Origin of the sequence: Streptomyces sp. 11x1, assembly GCF_032598905.1 — a bacterium.
Taxonomy (GTDB): Bacteria; Actinomycetota; Actinomycetes; order Streptomycetales; family Streptomycetaceae; genus Streptomyces.
Map to the genome: position 1 here is coordinate 1690705 of NZ_CP122458.1, position 23594 is coordinate 1714298.

The 23594-nt window shown below is 70.4% G+C and carries 11 protein-coding genes and 3 pseudogenes; 6 read left to right on the forward strand and 8 right to left on the reverse strand.

The genetic code is table 11. The features are described from left to right. Positions 1–99: 99 nt before the first annotated feature. Together P8T65_RS07600 and P8T65_RS07605 are read left to right on the forward strand one after the other, a co-directional pair. On the forward strand, positions 100–861 hold the full coding sequence (locus P8T65_RS07600) for an SDR family oxidoreductase (protein ID WP_316724591.1): 762 nt from the start codon (positions 100–102) through the stop codon (positions 859–861). A gap of 90 nt (positions 862–951) precedes the next feature. Then, a complete protein-coding gene (locus P8T65_RS07605) occupies positions 952–1962 on the forward strand; it encodes a Gfo/Idh/MocA family oxidoreductase (RefSeq protein ID WP_316724592.1) in 1011 nt (336 codons plus the stop codon). A 240-nt stretch (positions 1963–2202) separates the two neighbouring features. Here the strand turns inward: P8T65_RS07605 and P8T65_RS07610 are convergent, their stop codons facing one another. Genes P8T65_RS07610 through P8T65_RS07625 form a run of 4 tightly spaced genes read right to left on the reverse strand, consistent with a single transcriptional unit; the run spans position 2203 to position 11499 of the window. Continuing rightward, complete coding sequence (locus P8T65_RS07610; protein WP_316724593.1) at positions 2203–3288, reverse strand: DNA helicase; 1086 nt, start codon at positions 3286–3288, stop codon at positions 2203–2205. Then, positions 3285–5132, reverse strand: a complete 1848-nt coding sequence (locus tag P8T65_RS07615; protein WP_316724594.1) for a DUF1998 domain-containing protein — start codon at positions 5130–5132, stop codon at positions 3285–3287. Before P8T65_RS07615 ends, P8T65_RS07610 begins: the two co-directional genes overlap by 4 nt. Continuing rightward, the gene (locus tag P8T65_RS07620; protein WP_316724595.1) at positions 5129–8254 is read right to left on the reverse strand and encodes a helicase-related protein; all 3126 of its coding nucleotides are present in this window, start codon (positions 8252–8254) and stop codon (positions 5129–5131) included. The genes P8T65_RS07615 and P8T65_RS07620 overlap by 4 nt, the downstream gene beginning before the upstream one ends. A 47-nt stretch (positions 8255–8301) precedes the next feature. Next, on the reverse strand, positions 8302–11499 hold the full coding sequence (locus tag P8T65_RS07625; RefSeq protein WP_316724596.1) for a sigma-70 family RNA polymerase sigma factor: 3198 nt from the start codon (positions 11497–11499) through the stop codon (positions 8302–8304). 512 nt (positions 11500–12011) lie between these two features. Here P8T65_RS07625 and P8T65_RS07630 point away from each other — a divergent pair. Continuing rightward, a pseudogene (locus P8T65_RS07630) lies at positions 12012–16220 on the forward strand (protein kinase); the annotation flags it as partial. Between the two features lie 699 nt (positions 16221–16919). Here P8T65_RS07630 and P8T65_RS07635 read toward each other — a convergent pair. Then, positions 16920–17039: pseudogene (locus P8T65_RS07635) on the reverse strand (transcriptional regulator); the annotation flags it as partial. A 188-nt stretch (positions 17040–17227) separates the two neighbouring features. Continuing rightward, positions 17228–18814, reverse strand: a complete 1587-nt coding sequence (locus P8T65_RS07640) for an oxidoreductase (RefSeq protein WP_316724597.1) — start codon at positions 18812–18814, stop codon at positions 17228–17230. 208 nt (positions 18815–19022) lie between these two features. Between P8T65_RS07640 and P8T65_RS07645 the strand changes: the two are divergent. Both P8T65_RS07645 and P8T65_RS07650 read left to right on the forward strand, forming a co-directional pair. Then, positions 19023–19337: pseudogene (locus tag P8T65_RS07645) on the forward strand (hypothetical protein); the annotation flags it as partial. Positions 19338–19418: 81 nt separating this feature from the next. Beyond that, positions 19419–20072, forward strand: a complete 654-nt coding sequence (locus P8T65_RS07650; protein ID WP_316724598.1) for a class I SAM-dependent methyltransferase — start codon at positions 19419–19421, stop codon at positions 20070–20072. A 122-nt stretch (positions 20073–20194) separates the two neighbouring features. On the opposite strand, the gene P8T65_RS07655 is transcribed toward P8T65_RS07650, so the two are convergent. Then, positions 20195–21556: an endonuclease domain-containing protein gene (locus tag P8T65_RS07655; RefSeq protein WP_316724599.1), complete on the reverse strand. Its 1362-nt coding sequence runs from the start codon at positions 21554–21556 to the stop codon at positions 20195–20197. 285 nt (positions 21557–21841) lie between these two features. On the opposite strand from P8T65_RS07655, the gene P8T65_RS07660 reads away from it, so the two are divergent. Next, complete coding sequence (locus P8T65_RS07660) at positions 21842–23107, forward strand: hypothetical protein (protein ID WP_316724600.1); 1266 nt, start codon at positions 21842–21844, stop codon at positions 23105–23107. A gap of 24 nt (positions 23108–23131) precedes the next feature. Here the strand turns inward: P8T65_RS07660 and P8T65_RS07665 are convergent, their stop codons facing one another. Further along, on the reverse strand, positions 23132–23593 hold the full coding sequence (locus P8T65_RS07665) for a hypothetical protein (protein ID WP_316724601.1): 462 nt from the start codon (positions 23591–23593) through the stop codon (positions 23132–23134). Position 23594: the final 1 nt, after the last annotated feature.

Here is a 23594-nt window from a genome sequence, read left to right on the forward strand (position 1 = left end):
GCGAGGGCGCTGTGAAAGGCCGTACGAAACCGAGGCGACCGGAACCGCCCCAGGTCCTGGCACGGACCGCCCGAGCCGATCGAAAGGAAGCACCCCCAGATGGCACTACTGGAGGACAAGGTCGTCCTCGTCAACGGCGGCAGCCAGGGCGTCGGCGCGGGCGTCGTCCGCGCGGCCCTGCGCGAGGGAGCGACCGTCGCGTTCACGGGCCGCCGCGCCGAGGTCGGCGAGCGACTCGCGGCGGACACCGGCGCCACCTTCGTCCGGGCCGACCTGACGGACCCCGCGCAGGTGCGCGGCGCCGTGGACCAGGTCGTCGCCGCGCACGGGCGGGTCGACAGCCTCGTGAACGCGGCCGGCCTGACCTCACGCGGCTCGCTCCTCGACACCTCGCCCGAGCTGTTCGACGCACACATCGCGATCAACCTGCGCGCCCCGTTCTTCGCCATGCAGGCCGTGGTCCAGCACCTGGTGGCCCGCTCGGCGCCCGGCACGATCGTCAACATCGGCTCGAACTGCGCGCACGGCGGCCCGCCGTACCTGGCCCCGTACTCCGCCGCGAAGGCCGGCCTAGCCGGCATGACCCGCAACGCCGCCCACGCCCACCGCTGGGACCGGATCCGGATCAACGATCTCAACATCGGCTGGACGGAGACCGAGGGCGAAGACGCGATCCAGCGTGAATTCCACGAGGCGGGCGACGACTGGCGCGAACGGGCCGCCGAGCGCCTGCCGATGGGCAAGCTCGGCCAGGTCGACGAGATCGCCGACTTCGTGGTCTTCCTCCTGTCCGACCGCAGCGGCGTGGTCACCGGCTCGGTGATCGACTGGGACCAGAACGTCCCGGGCGCCTCGGACTGACCTGCTTCGCACCCGCTCCCCACCTGCTTCGCACCTGCTTCCCACCTGCTCCCCCCTGTTTCATCTGCACTTTCGAAAGGGACACTCGTCATGCGCATTGGCATCCTGGGGCTGGGCCGCATCGGCGCCTTCCACGCCGGGACTCTCGCCGGACTGGACGTCGTGGAGGAGCTGGTGGTCTCCGACCCGGTGGCCGCCGCGGCGCTGGCGGCCGGCGAGAAGTTCGGCGCCACCGTGGTCGATTCGCCCGAGGCGGTGTTCGCCTCGGGGATCGACGGTGTCGTGATCACCGCCGCCACCGACGCGCACCCGGGGCTGATCCTGGCCGCCGTCGAGGCGGGTGTCCCGGTGTTCTGCGAGAAGCCGGTGGCGAAGACGGTCGAGGAGAGCCTGACCGTGCTGCGCGCCGTGCGCGAGAGCGGCATCGAGGCGCAGATCGGCTTCAACCGCCGCTTCGACGCGGGCTGTGTGGCCGCCCGCGAGGCCGTCCTCAGCGGCGAGCTGGGCGCGCTGCACACCGTACGGTCGACCACCCTCGACCCCGCCCCGCCGCCGGCGGACTATGTCGCGGTGTCGGGCGGCATCTTCCGCGACTGCGCGGTGCACGACTTCGACGTGGTGCGCTGGGTGACGGGCCGCGAGGTCGTCGAGGTGTACGCGACGGGCGGCAACAAGGGTGCGGAGTACATCAAGGAGGCGGGTGACGTCGACACCGCGTCCGCGCTCCTCACCTTCGACGACGGCACCATCGGCGTCATCTCCAACACCCGTCACAACGCCCGGGGTTACGACGTCCGTCTGGAGGTCCACGGCATGCAGGACAGCATCGCCGCCGGCCTCGACACCCAGCTCCCGCTGCGCTCCGCCGAGCCCGGGGTGACCTTCCCCTCCGGCGTCCCGCACACCTTCTTCATGGACCGCTTCGCCGGTGCCTACCGCGCCGAACTCACCGCGTTCACCGAGGTCGTCGCCGGCACCCGTACCTCGCCCTGCACGGTCGCGGACGCCCTGGAGGCCGGCTGGATCGCCGAGGCGGCGACCCTGTCGGTGGCGGAGCACCGGCCGGTGCGGCTGGACGAGGTGCGGGGGGCGGCCGCCTAGGCACGGGCCGAGCACGCCTCGACGCACCCTGTCGCGAGCCCTCTCCCTGCAGGGAGAGGGCTCGCGACAGCGGTGGGCGGGTACTACGAGAATTGCTCCAAGCGGGCAGCGCCTCCGAAGCCCGTGACAGGTTGTGCAGGGTCGCCGCTCAACCTGGTGCGGCACGGGCCCAGGCTTCATAACTCCGCACAGCAGTTCTCCACGTTCCACCGCCGGGCGTGGACTTCCCGATGGGGTCCGTCACCCACGCAACAACACACCCGACCCCACTTGCGCCATCAAGGGCGGTTCCACATCCCCTTCGTACGCGAGATGGAGTTCGCTGCGCGCACGTGTGGCAAGCACGTAGTAGGTCATGCGCAGCGCGGCCGACGTGGGATCGGCTGCCGAGTCGGCGTGCGTGTCGGGGATGACCACCGTGTCGAACCCCAGCCCTTTGGCGCTCCTGCGGTGGACGAGCACGATGCCGGGACGGCCGAGGTCCAGCGTGCGGTAACGGCCGTCCCTCGCATCGGAGGTGTACAGCTGCGGTTTGAGCCGCGGTGCTCTGTGCTTCAGGGTGCCGAGCAACGAGAACTGGGTGTGCTTCGAGTGGACGATGACGCCGATGCTCCGTCCCGGATGCCTTTCCGCCAGCAGGACCAGCAGGTCGGCGGCGCCTCGTTCGGGCAGGTGATGAAGTCTCGGCGGGGGTCCCTGCCGGTCGGGAAGCGGAGGCGAACCGGCTCCCGTGTGGAAGTGGGCCGCGAAAGACGCGATCTGGTACGTATTGCGATGGTTGCCATCGATCTGGTACCGGTCGCACCGGCCGAGGCGCCCGGCGATCTCGGCGAGTGTGGAGTTCGTGTCGGCCAACCGCTGGCACTCGTCCGCGTACACCGTCATCCGTGCTCCCAGGAGTCGGCACAGGCGGTAGAACTCGGGCGGCAGGTCCTGGCCCTCGTCCACGACCAGGGTGAGTCCCGGGACCGGCCCGCTCTCCACGGCTCGTTCGAAGAGTGCGGGCCAGTCGAACCATCCGTCGTCGCTCTTCGGGGGCGTGCCGCCGTACCACTCGGCGAGCCATGTGTGCGCGGTCCTCACGCGCACGCTTCGGTCCGCCGGGCCCAGCGTGTGCACGGCCCCGGCCAGTGACTGGCGGAGGAGATTCGAGTAGGTCAGCAGCACCGTCGGGGTGCCGGTGAGGGCGAGCATGACGGCCCGTTGGACCGCCAGGAGACTCTTGCCGCTGCCGGGCGGGCCACTGATCAGGTGATGACCGTCGAAGGGCAGTCCGTCGAGGCTGGAGCGCTGCTCCGTGGTGAGGTCGAGGTAGGTGAGTGTCATGTCTTCTCCAGGGCGTCGGCGGCTGCGGAACGGGCAGCGGCGACGATGGACTCCAGGTAGCCCGGCACGTGTTCGCCGCCGACGACGAGGGCACGGTCGAGGAGGGTGTTGCCGGTCTCACAGCTGGTCTCGGGCAGCAGGGCACAGGCGTGGCAGGCCGCCCGGTTGAGGTTGCCGAATCCCTGGCCAGTGTGTTCGGCGCACAGTGGGTCGGCCGAGCACCACGCGGCGGCCTCCGTCATCCGCAGCAGCGTCTCGACCAGGCGCGGGGGCTCGCCCTGCCGTACGAGTCCGCCCAGGGTTCCCTCGGCGTCGCCGGCGGCCGTGTACACGAGAATGCCGTACTGGTCCTGTTCGGGACGGGCGTAGATCCTCTCCCGGAGACTCGCCGTCGTGTATCCGGATTCGAAGGAAAGCTGACGGATCAGCAGGTGCGCGAGGGTGTGCAGCAGCACGAACCGCGGTGAGAGGTCCGGCCCCGTCACGGCTTCGAGACGGTCCTTCTGGAAGGAGCGGTCGAGGTCGGCCTGCATGCCGGCCACCTGTCGGCGCACCCTCGTGTCGACCTCCCAGGAGGCGAGTTCCCCCCGGTCGAGGGTGAGGAAGACGCCCTCGCCGAAGACCTCCACGGCCGGCAGCCATTTCAGGCGCCGCGCGCTGTCGGCGGGCACGACGGAGGCGTCCGGGGAGACCCGGGTGAAGCCGGATAGCGCGCGTACCTCGCGCAGCCGGTCGGCGAGAACGATCCGGCCGAAGCGTTGACGCAGGCCGGACCAGGGCTCCGCACTCTCACCGGCGAGGCCGAGCGTCGTCTCACGCAGCGCGAAGTCGCGGGTGGCGGGCGGGGCGGGGGCCGTGAAGGCGGCCCATTCCTCGCGGCTCAGGTCAGGCCGGGCCGGACCGTCCGACGAGGCTGGAGCAGCCCCGGAAACGCCACCCGTCTCCTCGGCGACGAGGGCGTCCAGGAGGTCGTCACCGGCCCCGGTGTCCTCCTGGATCATCATGCGCAGCGCCTCGGCACGCGGTGTCCCGGCCATGCGACACAGGGAGACCCACAGATCGTGCTCACGTACCCGCGCGGCAAGGGCGTCGTCGGTGTGTGCCGGTACGTCCGTCTCGGGGATGTCGAGCGCCGAGTGCACGAGCGGGTAGTACAGGTTGCCCGCCGTGCGCTGCACGATCTGCACCGGTTTCACGCACTCGGCGGCCTCGCTCGCCCGCTGCCAGGGGTTCCGCCCCGAACAGCGCATGCCGTGGGTACCGAGAATGTCGAGCAGATCGCGCGCCGCACCGCACCCCTTCGCGGCGCACGCCACGGAGAGTGCCTCGAGACCCGAGGCACGTTCGGAGACGAGGAAGCGGAGCCTGTCCCGCTCTGCGCACTGCCGCCGTTCGGCGGCCTCGCGCCGTGAGTGGGCCCAGAACCACCAGTCGATGTCGCTGAGGTGTCCGGCCGCGCAGATCTGCACGAACCGCATGGGCGCGAGCGTCCGGGCCGGTGAGCAGGACGGGCAGCGCGGCGCCTGCCCGTGCTTCTCGTCGGCGATGCGCCAGCGCTTCATACGCCGGCAGGCTCCGCAGAACAGCCAGGACGGGAAGCGGATGTACGGCGCGCCGGGCGCGTCCGGGGTGTCGAACCGGTCGTTGGCCGTCGCGGGGGCGGCGTAGAACCCGGTGACCCCCAGCCTGGAGGCGAGCCTGGGCGAGTCGACCTTCTGCCTGCCCCGTGTCGGCCAGTCACCGATCCCTGTGGCGACGAACGACTCGCCCTGGATGTCGAAGACGGCTCCGACGCCGAAGGGCACCACCGTCTGCGACTGACGTACCCGAAGTGTGCGGCTCACAGGTCGGCTCCCTTCACCGTCACCTGGCATTCCCGGTCCACGTTGCGCATGGAGTTCGGTGTCTCCCACAGGCCGTAGTTCTGCTCGAAGCTCTTGATCAGGTTGGACTGCCCCTTGCCCTGGCTGCGGTAGTACAGTTCCCGGCCGTCCTTGCGGGCCTGGCGGGCCGCGTCCTCCCAGTCGGCGAGGAGTGAGGACAGCTCCTTCTGCACCTCGCCGCCCACCCCCGGCTCGCGCGCATCGGCTCGCGCCGCCAGTTCCGCGACCAGCCTCCCCATTTCAGGCAGTCGGTCGATCACCTGCCCCGCCTGGTTCTCTGCGGCCATTCCCAGCCGGTGCCGTACGAGGATGACGAGCGCGGCGTGCAGGGCGCGACGACGCGACGGCACCGACCAGGGGGTGACGCTGGTCGGCTCGACGTGCCGGTACAGGGAGCGGTGGTACACGTCGAAGGTCTCGTAGTGCGAACGGTCCCGTGGGCGGGTGGCGTTGAAGAAGGTCACGACGAGGCCGGGCACCGTGTGCCGGCCGACACGGCTGGTGGCCTGGATGTACTCGGCGGTCGTCTTGGGCTGGCCCTGCATCAGCATCAGCGCGAGCCTCTTCACGTCGACGCCGACGGACAGCATGTTGGTACAGGGCAGGAAGGACACCGACTGCGGGTCGTCCCAGGGCTTCTCCAGCCGGTCGAGCAGGACGGGCTGCTCCGCGCGCGGCAGGTTGCTGGTGAGTTCCTGCACCTGGTGGTCCAGCAAGCGACGTGTCCCAGCCCCGGAGTCGAGTCCCGCGATCTGAGCGGGGATGTCATCGGCGGCGGCGGTGACGGTACGACCGAGTTCGCGCAGGCTGTGGTGGTAGGCGACGAGCGTCCAGTACGCGTCCCGGTGCTCCTCGGGCAGTTCCCAGGCGCCCTGCAGCATGGCGGCCGCCGTGGCCACGGCGGCGCGACCGGCCGTGTGGCCCTGGGCCATGACACCGAGGTAGCGTCGCCCCGGGCGGGAGGTGTCGGGCTCGGCGAAGTACGAGTGCCGGGCGTCGAGCCCGGCCGGCGGGAAGAGCTGGGCGGCACCGCCGTACAGGGCCTGGATCTGCTCACCGGAGCGACGGATGGTGGCCGTCGACGCCACGACCTTCGGCCCTGTCCCGTCGGGTGAGGTGCACAGCCCCAGCACAGCCGACTCGTACAGCCCGACGGTGGTACCGAGAGGACCGGTGAGCAGGTGCAGCTCGTCCTGGATGACGAGCGACGGCGGAAGGTTGGAGGTGCCCGCGCCGAACAGCCGTCCCGCACGCGGCTCCCACGCCAGACGGGCGAACTTGTCGACGGTGCCGAGCACGAAGGTCGGCGGCTGGTCGTAGAGGTGCTCGTCGACGACGGCGACGGGCAGCTCGTCGTGGAAGGCGCACGCGTCACGCGGACAGAAGAAGGCGAACGAGTCCGCTGAGGCTCGCACGCCGTAGTCCCCGATGTCGGGCGACTTGTGGGCGGGAAGGATGCGGGTTCCGCACCAGGGGCAGCGGTCGAGGATGAAGACGTCGTCGGGCCGGGTGGCGGCGCGGACGTCGTCGAAGGCCGCCCGTGCCTTTTCGTACGTGTTCGGTGACGTGGCCTCGCCCACCCACAGGCCGATCGAGAAGGGCTCCTCGCCATAGGTGTCCGGGTCGGCGCGACGGAAGGTCTCCAGGGCACAGACGGTGGTGGCCGCGCGCTGGAACTGCTGGGTGGTGAGGAGGCTCAGGGTGTAGCGGCTGAGGACCGCGGTACCCCGGCCGTCGGGATCACCCCGCCGGAGCACCATGGCGAAGGCGGCGAGCAACAGATACGCCTCCGTCTTGCCACCACCGGTCGGGAACCAGATCAGATCCGTGGTGGCCCGGTCCGGGTGTCGCGGGTCAGCCACACCGTCCAGAGCGAGCAGGAAGAACGCCAGCTGGAAGGGCCGCCACGTGGCCTGCGGATCCGGTTCGGGGTCGAGGAGCATGGGGGTCTGGCGGGAGCGGCGTTCTCCCGCCTGGTCGCGTGCCGAGTGGCGCATCTGCAGGGCCATGGCACGGTTCGCGGCCCGGAAGGCGCGCAGTAGTTCGGGGCGGCTCGGGTCGCACAGTGTGCGTACGCCCGATTCGATCCTGGTGACGGCGGCACCGATGCGGCCGAGGACCCGATCGGCGGCCTCGCGGCCCCAGGCGGGGATGTCCGCGGTCAGCTGTCCCACGTACCAGGCCCGGTAGTCGGCCGCGAACTCACCGAGCTCTTCCCGTAGTTGTTCGAGAGACACCTCGGGGTCGGCGAGGTGCCGGAGGTCGAGCACCGGGGACCCGCTCAGACCCGCCGCACGGACACCACTGACCTCGGCCTCCGGCATGACCGCGGCCTTGAGCCCGGTCACCCGGTCCCCTGCGCCGTCGTACTGCTCCTCGACGGCGCAGCCGTGGCCGACTGCGTGGGTCCTGACATGCCGGTACTGAAGGCGCAGTTCCTGCTCCTCCGGGTCACGGCTGGCCAGGCGGACACTCGGGTACTGGAGGACCTCGCCGTCCAGCGGCCGTGCCTCCAGGCCTACTTGGAAGAGCATGCGGTCCCATTGGGCGGTCTTGCCGAGGGTCGGTTCATGACGGGCCGCGTTGACGAGAGCCACGGTGACCAGGTGGCCGACGCCGAAGTGACGGCGTCGAACGCGTAGTTCGGCCCTGCCGTCGAGGACTTCGATGTGGTCGCGGTCGGGGCCGAGAGCATGGTGCTCGGCCGGCAGCGCCACGCGTTCCCAGCGCCTGCCGCGTTCACCCGTGGCGGAGTGGGTCACGTAGCGGGCGCCCGCGCAGCGGACCTCGACGGTGGCGGCGTCGGTGTAGAAGCTGAAGCCGAGGGAGGAGGGAAGCCATGCGTTGGACTCGGGGATCGGGTCGCTCGCCGGGGCGGTGTCCTCGGCCGCGCGTTCCGTACCGGCCCCTTCCGGGTCCTCCGCGGCGAGATGCAGTTGGCGCTGTAGGTCGGCCTCTTGGGGATAGAGGGTGCCCATCAGATACTGCCGGTCGGGCGGAGCGTCGAGCATCTCGTGCTCTCCCCCGGCCGGGCCGACGAGCTGGCGGTGGAGATAGGCGACGAGTTCGTGTCTGGGATCCATGGTGTTCCTCGGGAAGTTGCGTCGGGCGCGGGGGCTACGGGCGCGGGTCAGGACCGGCGCCAGCGGCCCCTGAACGATGTGCGGCCGTCGCCGTCTCCGCGCGCGGCGGCGAGCTGTTCCTGGAGCTCGGTGATGCGGGCCCAGGCATCGTGTTCGGTCTGGGCGGTGTGCTGCGCTGCCCGCTGCTCGGCTTCCTCCACCTGAGCCTGCGCCTGCTGCCGGGCAGCGATGAGGGCGTGGTCCCGCTCGATCAACTGGGCCTCGACTCGCCCCAGCCGCTCTTCGAGGTCCTCGATACGCGCTTCGGCTTCCTCGCGCTGCCGTCGCAGCCGCTGGTCGCCCTCGAACACCTGTTGCTCCGCGCGTGAGGCACGCCGGACGGCTTCCACGGCCCGCCGCTCGGCCTCGACCGCCCGTTGTTCCGCCTGCGTGGCACGCAGACGAGCCATGGTCAGTTGCTGCTCGTCGCGGGGAGAGCTTTGGGCGTCGGACCGTGCCGCTTCCGCGGCGTGCCCCGCCCGCTCGGCCATGGTGCGCTGTGCCTCGCGGTGCTCCTCCCTCAGGCGGGCGAGTCTGTCCTCCGCCTGCCTCTTCAAGCAGCGCTCCTGACGGAGCAGTGCTTTGTCCACGCGATGCAGTAGCACTTCTTCCAACGCTTCGAGTTGCCGCTCGGTGTCCGCCTCGGCAGCGGCGACCCGGGCGTCTGCGGCCTGCTGTTCCTCGGTGAGACGCAGCTCGTGTTCGCGGTGTACGCGGGCCAGCCGAGACTCGTGTTCGCGGCGCTCCTCATCAAGGCACTGTTCGGATTCGGCACGCAACCGCGCGAGCTGCTCCTCCGCAGTGACTCTGTGCTCGGCCAGCCTTTCGTCAGCCTCCGCCCGGAGCACGGCGAGCTGCCGCCCGACGTCTGCACCCGCCGCGACGGGCTGCTGCCTCGTCTTCTCGCGCCCGGGGCCGAGCCGCTGTTCCCGCCCATGGGACGCCTCCTGATCGCGCTCGACGTCCGCCGGGGCCGAGACGTGGTGCTGCTCAGGCTCACCGTGGGCCGGGACGGGCTGCACCTCGGACTCCTCTCCGGTGGGCATCGCCGGCTGTCCGGCATCCGCGACGGGGAAGGCCCAATACTGCTCACCGGCTTTGGCGGGGGGCGTGGCCGGCCGCTCGGCGTCGTCGCGGGCGGGGCTGTGGTGCTGCTCGGACGTTCCGTAGACCGATACCGCAGGTTGCCCGTCCTCGCCGGGGGACGACGCCGACTCCTCGCCGGCCGCGTCTCGTCTCCCCGGCCCCCGGTCCGCGCGGTCCTCCGCGTCGTCGGGAGCACCGTCCGAGATATCCGAGGACGTCCCGTGAGCGGCGGCTTGAGCCACGGGCGACCCCGCGCCCCCTTCCCGGCTCGGCGCCTCGGCGACGAACTCCCGTAGCGCGTCACGCGTGGCAAGGCGCGACTCCGGCTTCACCAGGGGTCTCTTCGCCAGATACTCCCGTGGGGTCAGCCCGACCAGCGCCTCGGCCGGTCGTTCGAAGAAGTCCTCCGGGCGGAGCCCGGCCGGTTTCAACGTGTCGAAGACGCGCTGCAGGACTTCCAGGGCCGTGAGCACCTGGCGGTCCGGCATCGTGCGCTCCCGCGCGGCACGCACCACGTCCGCGGCGGCCGCGGACCCGAGCACGACCACCAGTTGGGCATGTCCGAGCGCCAGCAGGGCGTACTCGGCCAGCCAGTCGATTCCTCCGTGGAACTCCGCCGACATGCGCTGGGCCTTCTCCCAGTCCGCCGTGTACTGCACCTGCTGCGCACCGGCGACCGGAGCGGTAAGTGGGGCGTCGGGGCCACCATCGAGCGCGTTCTCCCCGGTGTGCTGCTCGGTCTCCTCCACCGCTGCCGCCTCCCCATCGGTCCGCGTCGACAACTCCTCGGCCGGTACCGGCTCCGGCACCACCTCGGGCAACGGCTCCGTCCGCGCGACCCGGCTGTCGCGCGCACCACCGACCGGCGCGACAGCCGCTTGCGCCCTGGCGCGGACTCGCCTCAGCGGGATCTGTTTCCTGGCGCCCTCGTCCTCGCCCTCCTCGGGCCCGTGGCCACTGAGCAACCCGGCCGCCCGCAGTCTGAGCCGGAACTCCGGGCGGGCTTTGTTCTCCAGCTGCCGGATGCGTTCGCGGGTCACCCCGAACTCCCGCCCGAGTTCGTCGAGCGTCGAGGGCTCGTCACCGTCGAGGCCCAAGCGGCGGACCAGGATGCGGGCGCTTCGTTCGGAGAAGGTGTCGACCACCGCCATGACGTCTTCCATCAGGAGCGCGTGCACCACGTCGTTCTCCACCGACGGCAGCGCCTGGCTCTCTCCGACGAAGTCGCCGAGGGTGGCCCCGTCACCGATGACACGGTCGAGCGAGTCGGTGCGGCGGGTCAACTTCCGGATTTCCTCCACCTTGTCCACGGCCATGTCGCACCGGACCGCGACATCGACGACCCCCGCGGGCCTCCCCTGCGCGGCCAGCGCGCGTTCCGCGGCCGCCACCTTGCGCATCTGCTCGTGCATGTGGACGGGGACCCGGATGAGGGCTCCCTCGTCGGCGATCGCACGGGACACCGACTGACGGACCCACCAGGTCGCATAGGTCGAGAACTTGTAGCCCTTCGCCGGGTCGAACTTGCGGGCGGCCCGCATCAACCCCAGCACGCCGTGCTGGACCAGATCCTCGTACTCCAGCCCTTGCTCCAGATAGGAACGGATCAGCGAGTGAACCAGGCGCTGGTTGTGCAGGACGAGGCAGTCCCGTGCCCTGACTCTGATGTCGTCGGACGGCAGCCCGCTCAGCTCCTCGTCCTGGGGCTCCTGGTCGACGTGTTCCGCACCGCCCCGCAGCAGAACGGCGAGGCCGACCTCCGCCTCGGCCTTCAGAAGCCGGTCTCCCGGGCGTCGGCAGAAGCGGTCTTCCTGCAGGACGGCCATCGCCGCGGCCACGGCCGCATCACTGTTGCCGCCGACAGCCGCAGGTTCCGGCTCCCCGGCAGACGACGGATCGTCCTCATCGCCCGCCCCCGGTTTACCCAGAGCCCCCGGATCCCCCGGATCCCCCGGTTCCTCCGTCTCATCGGACACGGCTTCGGCGTCCCGGACCTTCGCCCCGGCCCGCAGCGCCGCCCTGCCCCTCTCACCGAGTCCGGCCAGTCGCGCCACTCCGTCCACAGCCCGGGAGGTCACGAATCCGTCGGGGTCCGCGTAGCGCAGGAGGAGCGCTCGCACCACATCAGCCCCGGGGAACACATTTTCCCCACGGAATGGTGCAACCTTTTCCATATCCGGGCTGTCCGCGTCATTGTGTACATGCGCTTCCCGGACGGGCAGCCCCAACCGGGCCAGTTCGCCCCGCAGCCGTTCCCGCTCGGCACCACCGAGCCCCAAGGCCTGCACATGCTCCACGAAGGCGGACTCCGGCACCGCACCGTTCACAGCGGCGCTCCGAAGCTGCGCGAGCAGAACCCCCAGCGCGGCCCTCAACCCAGGCGCTTCCGCGCCGGCGACGGATTGGTGTCTCATCACGGCTACCCCCAACCGATCTCACCGACGACATTAGACGCGGCGCGTTGACGACGTCAACAGATTGAACACCTATCGGAAATTCTCACGATCGTGTACGGTAGCGGCGGTCGCGGTGCCCCCTCTGTCACGATGGGCGGTGGCGCAGGCAGGTCAGGGGGACGCATTCCGTTACGGAACAGCGAGAACCCGTGGAAACAGGGGCAGAGGAGCGGGGCGTGAGCCACGAGCTGGTCGACGGCAGATTCCGTATCGGACACGTCATCGGCAAGGGCAACATGGGGGAGGTCCACCGGGCCGAGGATCTTCAGGCCGCCGAGGGCGCCCCTGAGCGCACGGTCGCCGTGAAGACCATCCTGCGCCGCCGCACCGGCACCCAGATCGACACGAGCGCCGACCCCAAGGCCGCGCAGCGCTTCGCCCGCGAGGTGCGCATCATGCGCCGCCTCCAGCATCCCAACCTCACACGGCTCGTCGCCGGTGGCGTGTCCGAGAGCAACGGCAGCCTGCCCTACCTCGCCATGGAGCTTCTGGACGGAGAGACGCTGCGCGACCTCATTGAGGAGGAGCCCCAGCTCCCGGTGTCGTGGGCCGCCGCGATCGGTGCCCAGATCGCCGACGGCCTCGCCACCGCGCACACCGCCGGCATCGTCCACCGCGACCTCAAACCCGCCAACGTCATGCTCACCCAGGGCGGCACGGTCAAGGTCCTCGACTTCGGCATGGGCCGCATCGTCGACGACCCCGACGAGGCCCGGCTGACCAGCACCGGCGTCAGCGTGGGCACGGCCCGCTACATGGCTCCGGAGCAGTTCGAGGCCAAACAAATCACTCAGGCCGCCGATCTGTACGCGCTGGGCTGTGTGCTGTACGAGATGCTCGTGGGCGTACCGCCGTTCACCAGCGAGTCCCCGTTCGATCTGGCCGCCAAGCACACACGCGAGGCGCCGACACCCATCGCCGTGATCCGCAGTGAGGTGCCGACCGAGCTCGCCCGCCTCGTCGACCGGCTGCTCGCCAAGGACCCGGCGGCCCGTCCCGCGGACGCCGTCGCCGTACGCGACGCGCTGCTTCCGCTGGCCAGGCGGGACGGGGACACCCCGCAACTGCCGCACTGGAGCGCCCTGGACCCGACCCGCCCCCTGCGTGATCGCGCCGCCCAGGCCCCCGCACGGCAGGCCCCCGCCCCGAAGCCGGCGCCCGTCACCGTCTCAGGCGCGGGCATGGACGTCTTCGGCGTCCACCGCACGCTCATCAGGGACTACCGCTCCTTCACCGAGGGCGGCACCGTCATCCGTGACGACCGCATCGCGGCGTTCGTCGAGGACGACCTCAACAGCAAGTCGCAGTGGCCCGACCCGTGGTTGTCGCTGAACCCGTTCTTCCAGGGCGGCGGCACGGTGGTCGAACTCGCCGGGCAGAAGGTCCTGCACGACGAGTGCGCTCGTATCTTCCAGGCGAGGAAGACCGAGGGCGGCACGGTCCCCGACGGCCGTCCGCTGACACTCCACCAGCACCAGCGCGAGGCCATCGACGCCGCCGCCTCCGGTGCGTCGTACGTCCTGACGACGGGCACGGGGTCCGGCAAGTCGCTCGCGTACATCGTCCCGATCGTGAACAAGGTGCTCCACCAGCGGGACACCGAGGGACCCAAAGCCCCCAAGCGGGTGCGGGCGATCATCGTCTACCCGATGAACGCGCTCGCCAACAGCCAGCTCAAGGAGCTGGAGAAGTATCTGCGCGACGGCTACGGCGCGGGCCGCGAGCCGGTCACCTTCGCCCGGTACACGGGCCAGGAGGACGACGAGAAGCGCAAGGAGATCCGCGACAACCCGCCGGACATCCTGCTCACCAACTACGTGATGCTGGAACTGATGCTGACCCGCCCCGCCGACCGGGCGAGCCTCATCAAGATGGCGCGGGGCCTGGAGTTCCTGGTCTTCGACGAGTTGCACACCTACCGCGGCCGGCAGGGCGCCGACGTCGCCCTGCTGATCCGCCGCGTCCGCGAGGCCTGCCAGGCGCAGGACCTGCAGTGCATCGGCACGTCGGCCACCATGTCGACGGAGGGCACGCTCGACGACCGGAAGAAGGTCGTCGCAGGAGTGGCGAGCACCCTGTTCGGTACGCCGGTGCGCCCGGAGCACGTCATCGGCGAGACCCTGGTCCGCGCGACCCACGAAACGCCCGACACCGTTCCCGCCGAGCGGCTCAACTCCCCCGCCGCGCCGCGCGCGTACGACGATCTCGTACGCGACCCGCTGGCCCGCTGGATCGAAACCCGCTTCGGGCTGGCCACCGACGAGGCCACCGGGCGGCTGGTCCGACAGCAGCCCACGAAGATCGAGGTCGCGGCGAGGGAACTGCACGAGGAATCCGGGGTCGCCGAGGACCAGTGTGCCGCCGCGATCCGCGCCACCCTGGAGGCCGGTTCTCAGGCGCGGCACCCGGTGACCGAGCGGCCGCTGTTCGCGTTCCGGCTGCACCAGTTCCTCTCCAAGGGCGACACCGTGTACGTCACCCTGGTGGACAAGCTCTCCCGCCACCTCACCCGCTCGTACCAGCTCGAACAGCCGGGCGGCGACGGCAAGTTGCTGATGCCGCTGGCGTTCTGCCGGGAGTGCGGCCAGGAGTACCTGACGGTGTGGCGGACCGAGAAGGACGGCGAGGTCCGGTACGAGGCGCGGCGGGACACCTCCGCGACGGGCGGCCGGCAGGGCGACGGCTATCTGTACGTCGACCACGAGCGGGCGTGGCCGTCCAACGTCCAGTACGCCGTGGACGACCGCCGACTGCCCGAGTCCTGGCTGGAGTTGGACGACAAGGGCCAGGAGGTCGTGAAGAAGTCGTACCGCGACCGGGTGCCGCGTGCCGTCACCGTCGATCCGCGCGGCCGCGAGGGAAGCGGCGAACTCCAGGCGGCGTTCGTCCCCTCCCCGTTCCTCTTCTGTCTGCACTGCGGGGTCGCGTACGAGCAGACGCGCGGCCGGGACTTCGCGAAGCTGGCCACGCTCGACCAGGAGGGCCGGTCCTCCGCGACCTCGCTGATCTCGGCGTCGGTGGTGCGCTCGCTGAAGTCGGTCCCGGAGGAAACCCTGGACAAGGAGGCGCGCAAGCTCCTCACGTTCGTCGACAACCGGCAGGACGCGTCCCTCCAGGCGGGTCACTTCAACGACTTCGTGCAGATCACGCAGCTGCGCGGCGCGCTGTACCGGGCGGCCCTGGACGCGGGCGAGGACGGCATCCACCACGAGGAACTGGCCTCGTCGGTGACGAACGCGCTCGCCATCGAGCCGGCCGACTACACCGGCGAGAGCGATCTGCCGCCCTCCCTCGCCCGCAACGCCGCCAAGACCCTCCGTGACGTGATCGCGTTCCGGCTCTATCTGGACCTGGAGCGCGGCTGGCGTATCACCATGCCGAACCTGGAGCAGACCGGCCTGCTGGAGATCGGCTACGAGGACCTGGACTGGGTGGCGGCCAAGCAGGACCGGTGGGCGGGCACGCACGAGGCGCTGCGCGACGCCGACCCGGCGTTGCGGGCCGAGGTCATGAAGGCGCTGCTAAACGAGATGCGCCGCTCCCTCGCCATCGACGTCTCGTACTTCCGTGACGACTTCGACTCGCTGCAGCGGGCGAGCGAGGAGCGGCTGATCGACCCGTGGGTGCTGTCCGCCGCCGACAAGCCGAAGGTCGGCACGGCCTATCCGCACCCGTCCGGCCGGGGCATGGACCGCTCGGCTCTGTTCCTGTCGGCGCGCGGCAAGTTCGGCAAGTACCTGCGCCGCGCGGACACGTCGTTCAAGACGCTCGATCCGGCCGATCTCCAGCTGGTCATCGAGGAGTTGCTGAAGGTACTGGCCAAGGCCGGCCTGGTGAAGGAGGTCACGGAGGCCCCGCAGCGCGCGGGCCGCTACCGCAGGTCCTCCGCCCCCGCCGCGACCGGCTACCGCGTGGCCGCCCAGTCCCTCGTCTGGCGTGCGGGCCGGGGCGAGCGGGGCACGCACGACCCGCTGACCCGCACCTACCAGAGCGGCGACGGCCCGCGCGTCAACACCTTCTTCCGCGACCTGTACAAGGACGCGGCAGGCACCCTGTCCGGCCTGTTCGCGCGCGAGCACACCGCGCAGGTCTCGCCGGAGGAAAGGGAGCTGCGCGAAGAGGCCTTCCGCAAGGCGGAGTTGAAGCTGCTGTACTGCTCCCCGACGATGGAGCTGAGCGTCGACATCTCCCAGCTCAACGCGGTGATGATGCGCAACGTGCCGCCCACCCCCGCGAACTACGCGCAGCGCTCGGGCCGCGCGGGCCGCAGCGGCCAGCCCGCCCTCGTGACCACGTACTGCGCGACGGGAATCAGCCACGACCAGTACTACTTCCGCCGCTCGGAGCGCATGGTCGCGGGCGCCGTCGCCCCGCCCCGCCTGGACGCGTGCGCCGGTGCGTATGTGTGTGCGCTGCTGTGCGATCACCGATTCGCCGGTCGTCGTCTCCGAGGTGCACCAGGGCTCCGGCCCCGGCTTCACGGTGTACGCGTGCCGGGACTGCGCCCCGCACTTCCCGCGCGTGCCGGATGTTCTGTCACTGCCGCCCGCATCCCGCCGCAGTGGTGGCGAGCGGTGAGCGGATGGCACACGGTGAGGGTGCCGATCCACGGCCACTGCCCGGTGCACGAGGCGTGCCGTCAGACGCGCGACGTGCCCCGGCCAGGGGCGGTCGGTTCCCTGCTGATGCGGCGCTGCCCGCACCCCTGTAACACGTCGGCCCCCTGCCGCACGTCGGTGGCGAGCGGTGATCGCCGGAACCCCTCCCGAACCGGGCAAGTCCCGCATGACCATCAGCACCTACCGTCTCGATGACGACGGGCGCCGGGTCCGCGTGGCGGAGCAAACCGCGTACGCCCCCGGCACGGACACGCTCCCGCCGGTGTCCCTCGCATGGTCCCCGTGCCGCTGCCGTCGCTGCCGGACCAGCCCCGGACCACGCGCCTGGTAGCGGCTCCTAGGCGGCCCGTGGACGGCGTCCACCCACGAGGCACGCCGCCGTCCCGTCCGGATGCCGGGCACGGGCCACGGCCGCGGCCCCCGGAGAGTGATTCCGGGGGCCGCGTGCTGCCGCCAGAACCGGGGTCAGCTCAGGGCGTCGATGGCCTTCACGATCAGGGCCCGCGCATCAGCGCCGTACACGGCCAGTTCTGTGAGCCGGGCGAACGCCTTCACGTACATGTCCAGTTCGCCCGGCGCCGTGACGGGCCGAACGGTGATGGGGATCCCTGATCTTCCCCAGGCCCGCCCGCGTTCCCCACTTGGTTTCGTACTCAACTGAGGGGGCCGGGGATGCCCGCTCACCGAGCGTGCGGGCATCCCCGAACATGATGGGACTCTTTGTGCTGGTTCTATCCGCAGCCCGCGAATACCAAGTCGCACTGTGGCTGTCGTTACTGGCGGTTGATCGCCCGTGAGATGCCGGCGGCGGCGGTTGTGGCCAGGATCCACCCGGCAGCGATCAGCGTGTAGGCCAGCCATTGCGCGGTGCCTCGTGGTGCGAAGGCGGAGTCCTGTCCGAAGGCGCTGATCGGAAGTAGCAGGTCCAATGTGTAGACGACGGCGTTGAATGGCGGCGCCTTTTCCGCTTCGAGGGCCGCCGGGGGGTGGGCGTGGAAGAAGAGTGCGCCGCAGGCGAGCAGAGCCGTGAGCCAAAGGCCGGCGCGAAGTGGCCGGTAGCCGTAGCCGACGGTTGCGTCCTGGACGTGGCCCCAGACCCGGGTATGCAGGGGAAGGATGGTGCGGCGATGGCGTTGCTTGGCGAGAAGAACCGTGCGCGCTTCGTCCTCGTGTCCGAGTCGTCGGTAGGCGGCTGCGAGCTGTTCGTACGGCTGAGGAAGGTAGGCGTGGGTGCCGCGCCGGAGCCAGCCGAGCCGTTTGGCGGCTGTCAGGGGGGAGACGAGGGAGTCGTAGGCGGTCTCGGCCAGTCGGAGGTCGGCAGGCCAGGTGTCGGGGTCGTCATACAGGGTGCCCAGCTGGGCGTTGCTCGCGTCGACGATGCCGTCGATCGGCCGCCGAGTGCGCAGATCGGTTTCCCGGGCCTGGACCAGCCGCAGGGACAGGGCGGTGCCGCCGGGGTTTGTCAGCGTGGCGTCGCACAAGCTGAGCTGTGTACCGATGTTGCTGCCGTCGAGTTTGATGCCGCCGTCGACGCGGAGGTCTTGGCCGAGGTCGAAGTTGCGGGCGACTGTGACGTCGATGGCCTCCAGTGCAACGTCGCCGGCGTTGTTGAGACGGGCCCCACAGAATCCGATCGCCGCCGTGACCGTGGCACCGGAGATGATGATTCGACCATCGGCATTGAAGCCCGGGTGGAAGGTGAAGTCCTCGGTGATCTGGACGTGGTAGGCGTCCAGGGCATGGCCGTCGGGGTTGCGCAGGGATGCACCCTCCAGGTCGAACTCGCCGGCGATGGCGGCACCGGAGCAGCGGAATGCCCCCTGGACCGCCAGGTTGGTGCACAGCACATCGCCGCCCGCGATGAGCCGGACAGCAGATATCGCCTCGGTCCCGGGCGCGGTGATCACGGTGTCGCGGAGGTCCAGGTCGCCGTGGATCTGGGAGCGGGTGAGTACGAGGGGCCCGGTCAGGTGGCAGTGGGACAGGACCAGTCGGCCGTCGATCTGCACTGTTTCGGCGGCGAGACCTGGGAGGAAGCATCCGGTGAGGGCCAGCTCGCGGATCCTGGCGCCCCGGAGCAAGGGCACTTCGTCGAAGTGGCACTCGTCCAGGACGATCGGCACGGGAATCTCGGCGAATTGCAGATCCAGCCTGCCCATGATGCGGGCACCGGTCAGGCGCAGTGCCGGGCGGCCGCCCGGGGCGGGATCGGTGCCGGCACCCAGCAGGAGTGCCGCAATGACCTCGGCCCGCACTACGGGCTCCGCCTCTGGCGGGGCGTCACGGACATCGACACTGCTGCCCTGGGCGAATGAGTTCCACAACTGACGTTCACCCGCATTGAGTTCGTCGAGGCGCATGATCGATGATCTTCCCGGTACGGGCCCTCCCGGACAACACCCGATGAGGACCGTTCTGAGCAACAAGCGGCGTCACTCCGGATTTCGGGCGGGCCCCTCCACCGTGGCGACTCGTCATAGGCCGGCGCGGCACGGGTGGGGAATCAAGATGAGCAGGTCTGTCCCATACCTGAGCAGGGGGTGGGGAATTTCAAAGAGTCCCATCAACATCCTCGGCAACGCCGTCATGTACGTCATGGGCTCCATCGAGAGCCCCGACGTCCACCTGGGCGTCGGCAAGCTCGTCGACATCGGCGTCCACCAGCTCATCCTCGACACACCCGTCTGGTGGGGCATCTGCCGCCTGTACAACGGCGGCCGGTTCAAGTACCACGCGCCGTTCGTCGAACGCCGCCGCGACGGCCTGTGCCTGCGCACCGGCGACTTCCTCCGCTCCCAGGGCTGGGCGATCGAGGAGGAGCTGTGGGTCGTCGACGGCACGGACTGCTCGCCGTGCGACGACAAGGTCCCCGACAGCCACTGATCCCGGCCGCTACAGTCGCCCCCGCCCTCACGGCTCCCCGAGGGCGGGGGCTCCCGCATCCCGACGACCAGAGGAACAGCCGTGCCCGTACCGCACGACATCGCCGCCGAGACCGAACTGTGGGACGCCTACGCCGAGTCCGCGTTCAAGGACGACGCCGGGCCGTCCTTCTGCTGGACCCAGTACGCCGGCCACGGCCACGGCCCCGAACTCCTCGGCAGCCCGCAGACCGTGCTGGAGATCGGATGCGGCACCGGACACGCCCTCGCCCACCTCGCACGACAAGGCGTCAAGGCCACCGGGGTCGACCTGTCGCCGCGCATGGTGGCGCTCGCGGGCGAGAAGTGGGCGCCGCTCGGGGTGCGGATCGAGCCGGGAGAGATCCTCGATTGGCTCGCCGCCGACGAGGGGCGGTACGACGCCGTGTACTCCATCTTCGGCGCGGCCTGGTTCACCGACCCGTCCCGCCTCTTCCCCCTCGTCTACAAGCACCTCGTCCCGTGCGGCGTCTTCGTGTTCTCCCAGCCGCCGGCCATTCCGGGCGCCTACGGGCCGCAGGGCATGTACAAGGGCGGGTTCGCGGGGAAGGCCATGTTCACGTACCGGTACAGCTACAAGCCCGCAGTGTGGGAGCGGCACCTGCTCCGGGCTGGTTTCACCGCCGCTGAGGCGACGGTGGTGGATGCCCCGAAAGCCGGACACATCGGCACGCTCGTCGTCCAGGCCCGCGCCTGACAGTCGCGTCACGGCCCCGGCCGGGATCCTCCGTAGCCGACCGGGGCCACTTCATGGCCCACGGAATGCCCCTGGCCGGTGGCTGCGGGTGACGTTGGGGCGTCAGGTCTCCCGATGCCCGCTCAGAACAGTGCCAGGCCCTCGCCGCTGGTGTCCGCGATGACTGGCCGGGGCTGGGCGGGGAGGCCGTCCACGCGGTCAGGACCGGCCTCGGCGGCCACGGCAGGGGCCGTCTCGGCCAACCAGACGCGAAACCGCTCGACGGCTTCTCGGTAGGGGACTCGCGCCAGGACACGGTGCTCGCCGGAGGGGCAGCAGTCGACGGTGACAGTGAGCAGGCAGGAACGGGGCGCGTTCTGACTGCCCGTCCAGGACACGCGCAGGACACCGCAGGGCGTGCGCCCGCGGGGGGCTCGGTGGGTCGGGCGCAGCGATCGGCAGGCTATGTGGGCGGTCCATGCGGCGAGGTGCGGCAGGGGCAGGGTGGTGCGGGCGCGGCAGCCGGGGCAGCGGTGCCAGTGGCGGAGCCAGTCGTCGGCGTCGGTGTGGAAGAGGCGTGTGTAGCGGTTCGCCACGCGGATGTCGTTGCTGTACAGGTGGTCGGGACGTTCGAGTGTGTTGCAGGACTGGCAGACGGGGGCGCGGACGTAGCCGTGTTCGTGGCAGTGGTCGAGGACTGCGGCGGGCGCGGTGCCGCAGACGGCGCACGCCCACCCGGCCACCTTGCGGGAGGTACCCGGCTTCTTGCTGAGCACCGAGTACAGCTGGCCTTCCAGCTCCGCGTTGTACGGGCGCGGTGCGGCGGTGGGACCCTCGGGGCTCGTCGTCCGCCGTCCGTCGACGTCATGCCGACCGTCGGCGTCTCGGGCCCGCCGGGGGTGGGAGGGCGGCTCGGTGGCGGCTGTGCCTGCCCGGCGGGTCCGCGCGGCTTGCACCCACCGCGCTTCGGCGTGCTCGGCCGCGTCGAGCAGCCTGACCACGGCGCGCGGCAGCCACCACGTCCGCTGCATCCCGTCGCGGGTCTGCTCCACGAGCATCTGTCGCCAGTCGATCCCCGCCAGATGGTACGGACGACCGACTTCACGTCGTGCCGCCCGCTCGGGGCCGCCCGGCTCCCGCAGTTCACCCGTGATGCGCCGGCGCCAACGCAGCGGCGTCTCCTCGTCGCGCTCCTGCCTCGGCGCCCCACGAAACGGACCGACGCGGACCAGGTCCTGCCGGTCCATCCCCACCGCGTTCAGTTCCGCGGCCGCCCGGCGCACCTCCCCCTCCGGGACACTCCACTGACCGTCGCTCGCCCTCACCGTCGCCACCACATGGCCGCCGAGCAGGACGTACCCCACCCGGGCATGGGCAGGAGAGCGGGTGAATGCCCCAGAAGCCGTCGGCACCGCACTGTCGGCCGTCAGATGGACCCACAGAGCGTCCGCGGCACCCAGGGTGATCAGGCCGTCCGTGCGACCGGGCATGACACGCTCCGACATGCCCACAGGCTAACGGCGCAGACGCGGCAACGGGCTTCCAAGCGCCGACCGCTGGGGCACGGAGCCTCGCCCGCCCTCCGGCAAGACCGTCTGGGCGGAGTTCGGCCGGCGCGGCGAGGAGCCAAAGGCAGTTTCCGGTCAATCCGGCAGCCAATGCCGCTGAGGACGGCCAAACGCTTTGAGTGACGGCATCCGGTCGACCTACGCTCCGTCAACGGATCACGGCGTCCCCGGCCGCGCCACTACTCAACAGGAGTGTGTCCCTTGCCTTTCCCGACCGGTGACATGGTCGCCGCCTTCGGCAGACACCTGCACTTCAAGAGCCTGGAACAGGCCCTGTGCGACCGTCATCCCGGGCTGGCCGACCGGGTGCACTTCGACGACGCGAACCGCCTGATGCATCTGAAGGTCACGTTGTCCGGCAAAGGCTCGGTTGTGCTGGCGCAAGTGCGTATGGGCTACACGATCGTCTGGGCGGTGATGGATCCGGTACTGAACAGTGAGCCGTCCGTCTGGCCGCTGGACACGCCCGACGAGGTACTCGTCGACGCCTTGCACGCCGTGGCGTCGGCACACCTCACGGACGTACCGGTTCCCTCGCCGTGGCGCTGGAACGAGAGCGAGCCGTCCGACATGACCGAGCTGGCCGACCTCCTGGACGCCCGGGGCGTGCGAGTGCGGCGCGTGGCCGCGGGGAACGGCTATTTCCCGTACGGCCCCCGCCACTCGCCGAAAGTCGACATCGTGGGCGGACGCGACGGCAGTTTCGTCGAGGCCGAGTTCCCCGACGCGTTCGTCCGCGTCTCACTCAAGCCCGCCCTCGGCTGGCTGGTGGATGTGTACCTCGCGGAATGCGGGGCTTGGGGCCGTGTCGATCTGGCATGGAACCTGTGGCGCAGCACGCGGCCCACGCCAGGGGTACCCCGCGCGGACGCGTCGGTGGCGGACATCGCCGACGTCCTCGGCAGAGGCCTGAATGCCTGGGACGTGGAGGTGGCGTGCGAGCCGGCCGGTGGCGGGGAACCGGATCCAGCCGGGTACCGGTCCGAGTGGCAGGAGTCCCTCTTTGCAGATGAAGCCGCTCCACCCGAGTGGCTGGGGGACGCAGGCGTCGATATCGGTCAGCTCGATGAGGAAGCCGAGCCGAGGACCTCGCGGCGCTCGCCCAGCCCCCGGCACATCACCGACACGGTTCTCGAGCAGCTGACGGCATTCGGCTTCGGGGACCTCGAAGAGGGGGACGCCGAACAGCCCATCCGTTCCGACGCGTTCCACATCGAGTGGCACAACCGGGCCAAGAACCTGTCCACTTCCGAAATTCAGCGGATGAACGGCCTGGCCGCGGCGGCCGGTGAGGACATACCCAAGCGGCTCATCGTCATCACGACAGCCGGTATCAGTCGCCCGGCGGCGGCCTTCGCCGACACCGCAAAGGCGTTCGTCTTCTTCGTCGAACGCACATCGGACAAGCTCATGGCCCTGAACTCACGCGCTCAGGAAGCACTCTTGCCCCACACGAACCCGGCCGAGCGTGGGCTGGAGCCCTGGTAGCCGTCCTGCCCGCGACCGGTCGCGTCACAGACCGGCCCGCTCCAGCAGGATCTTCAACGCGCCCGACTTGACCTTCTGCACGGACCGCACCTGGCGGAGTTCCAGCTCATCCCGGCCCACCGGGTTGCCGTACAAGGCGTCAGTGGGCCCGGGCAGCAGGATCACATCCACCCGGTAGGAGAACTGCGGATCCTCCGGGGCCGCTTCGTACGGCTCACCAACGACGTCAGCCACCGCGGCGACCTCCGACTCCGGCGAGGTGAAGAAGAACCACAGGCGGTCGCCCGGGTTCATGCGGTTACGTCGGCTGAGCCAGAAGTCGCGCTCGGGATCCCCGTGAGCGAGGCGGCGCACGGTCTCCTTGTCGGAGGGCTCTCCTTCAAGGGTGTCCTTGTTCGGATTGAGGATGTAGATCCAGTCCTGCACGGCCTCTCCCCTCGCCCTGACGCCCACTGCCCGGGTGCCCACCTCAGCCCTGCTGAGCATC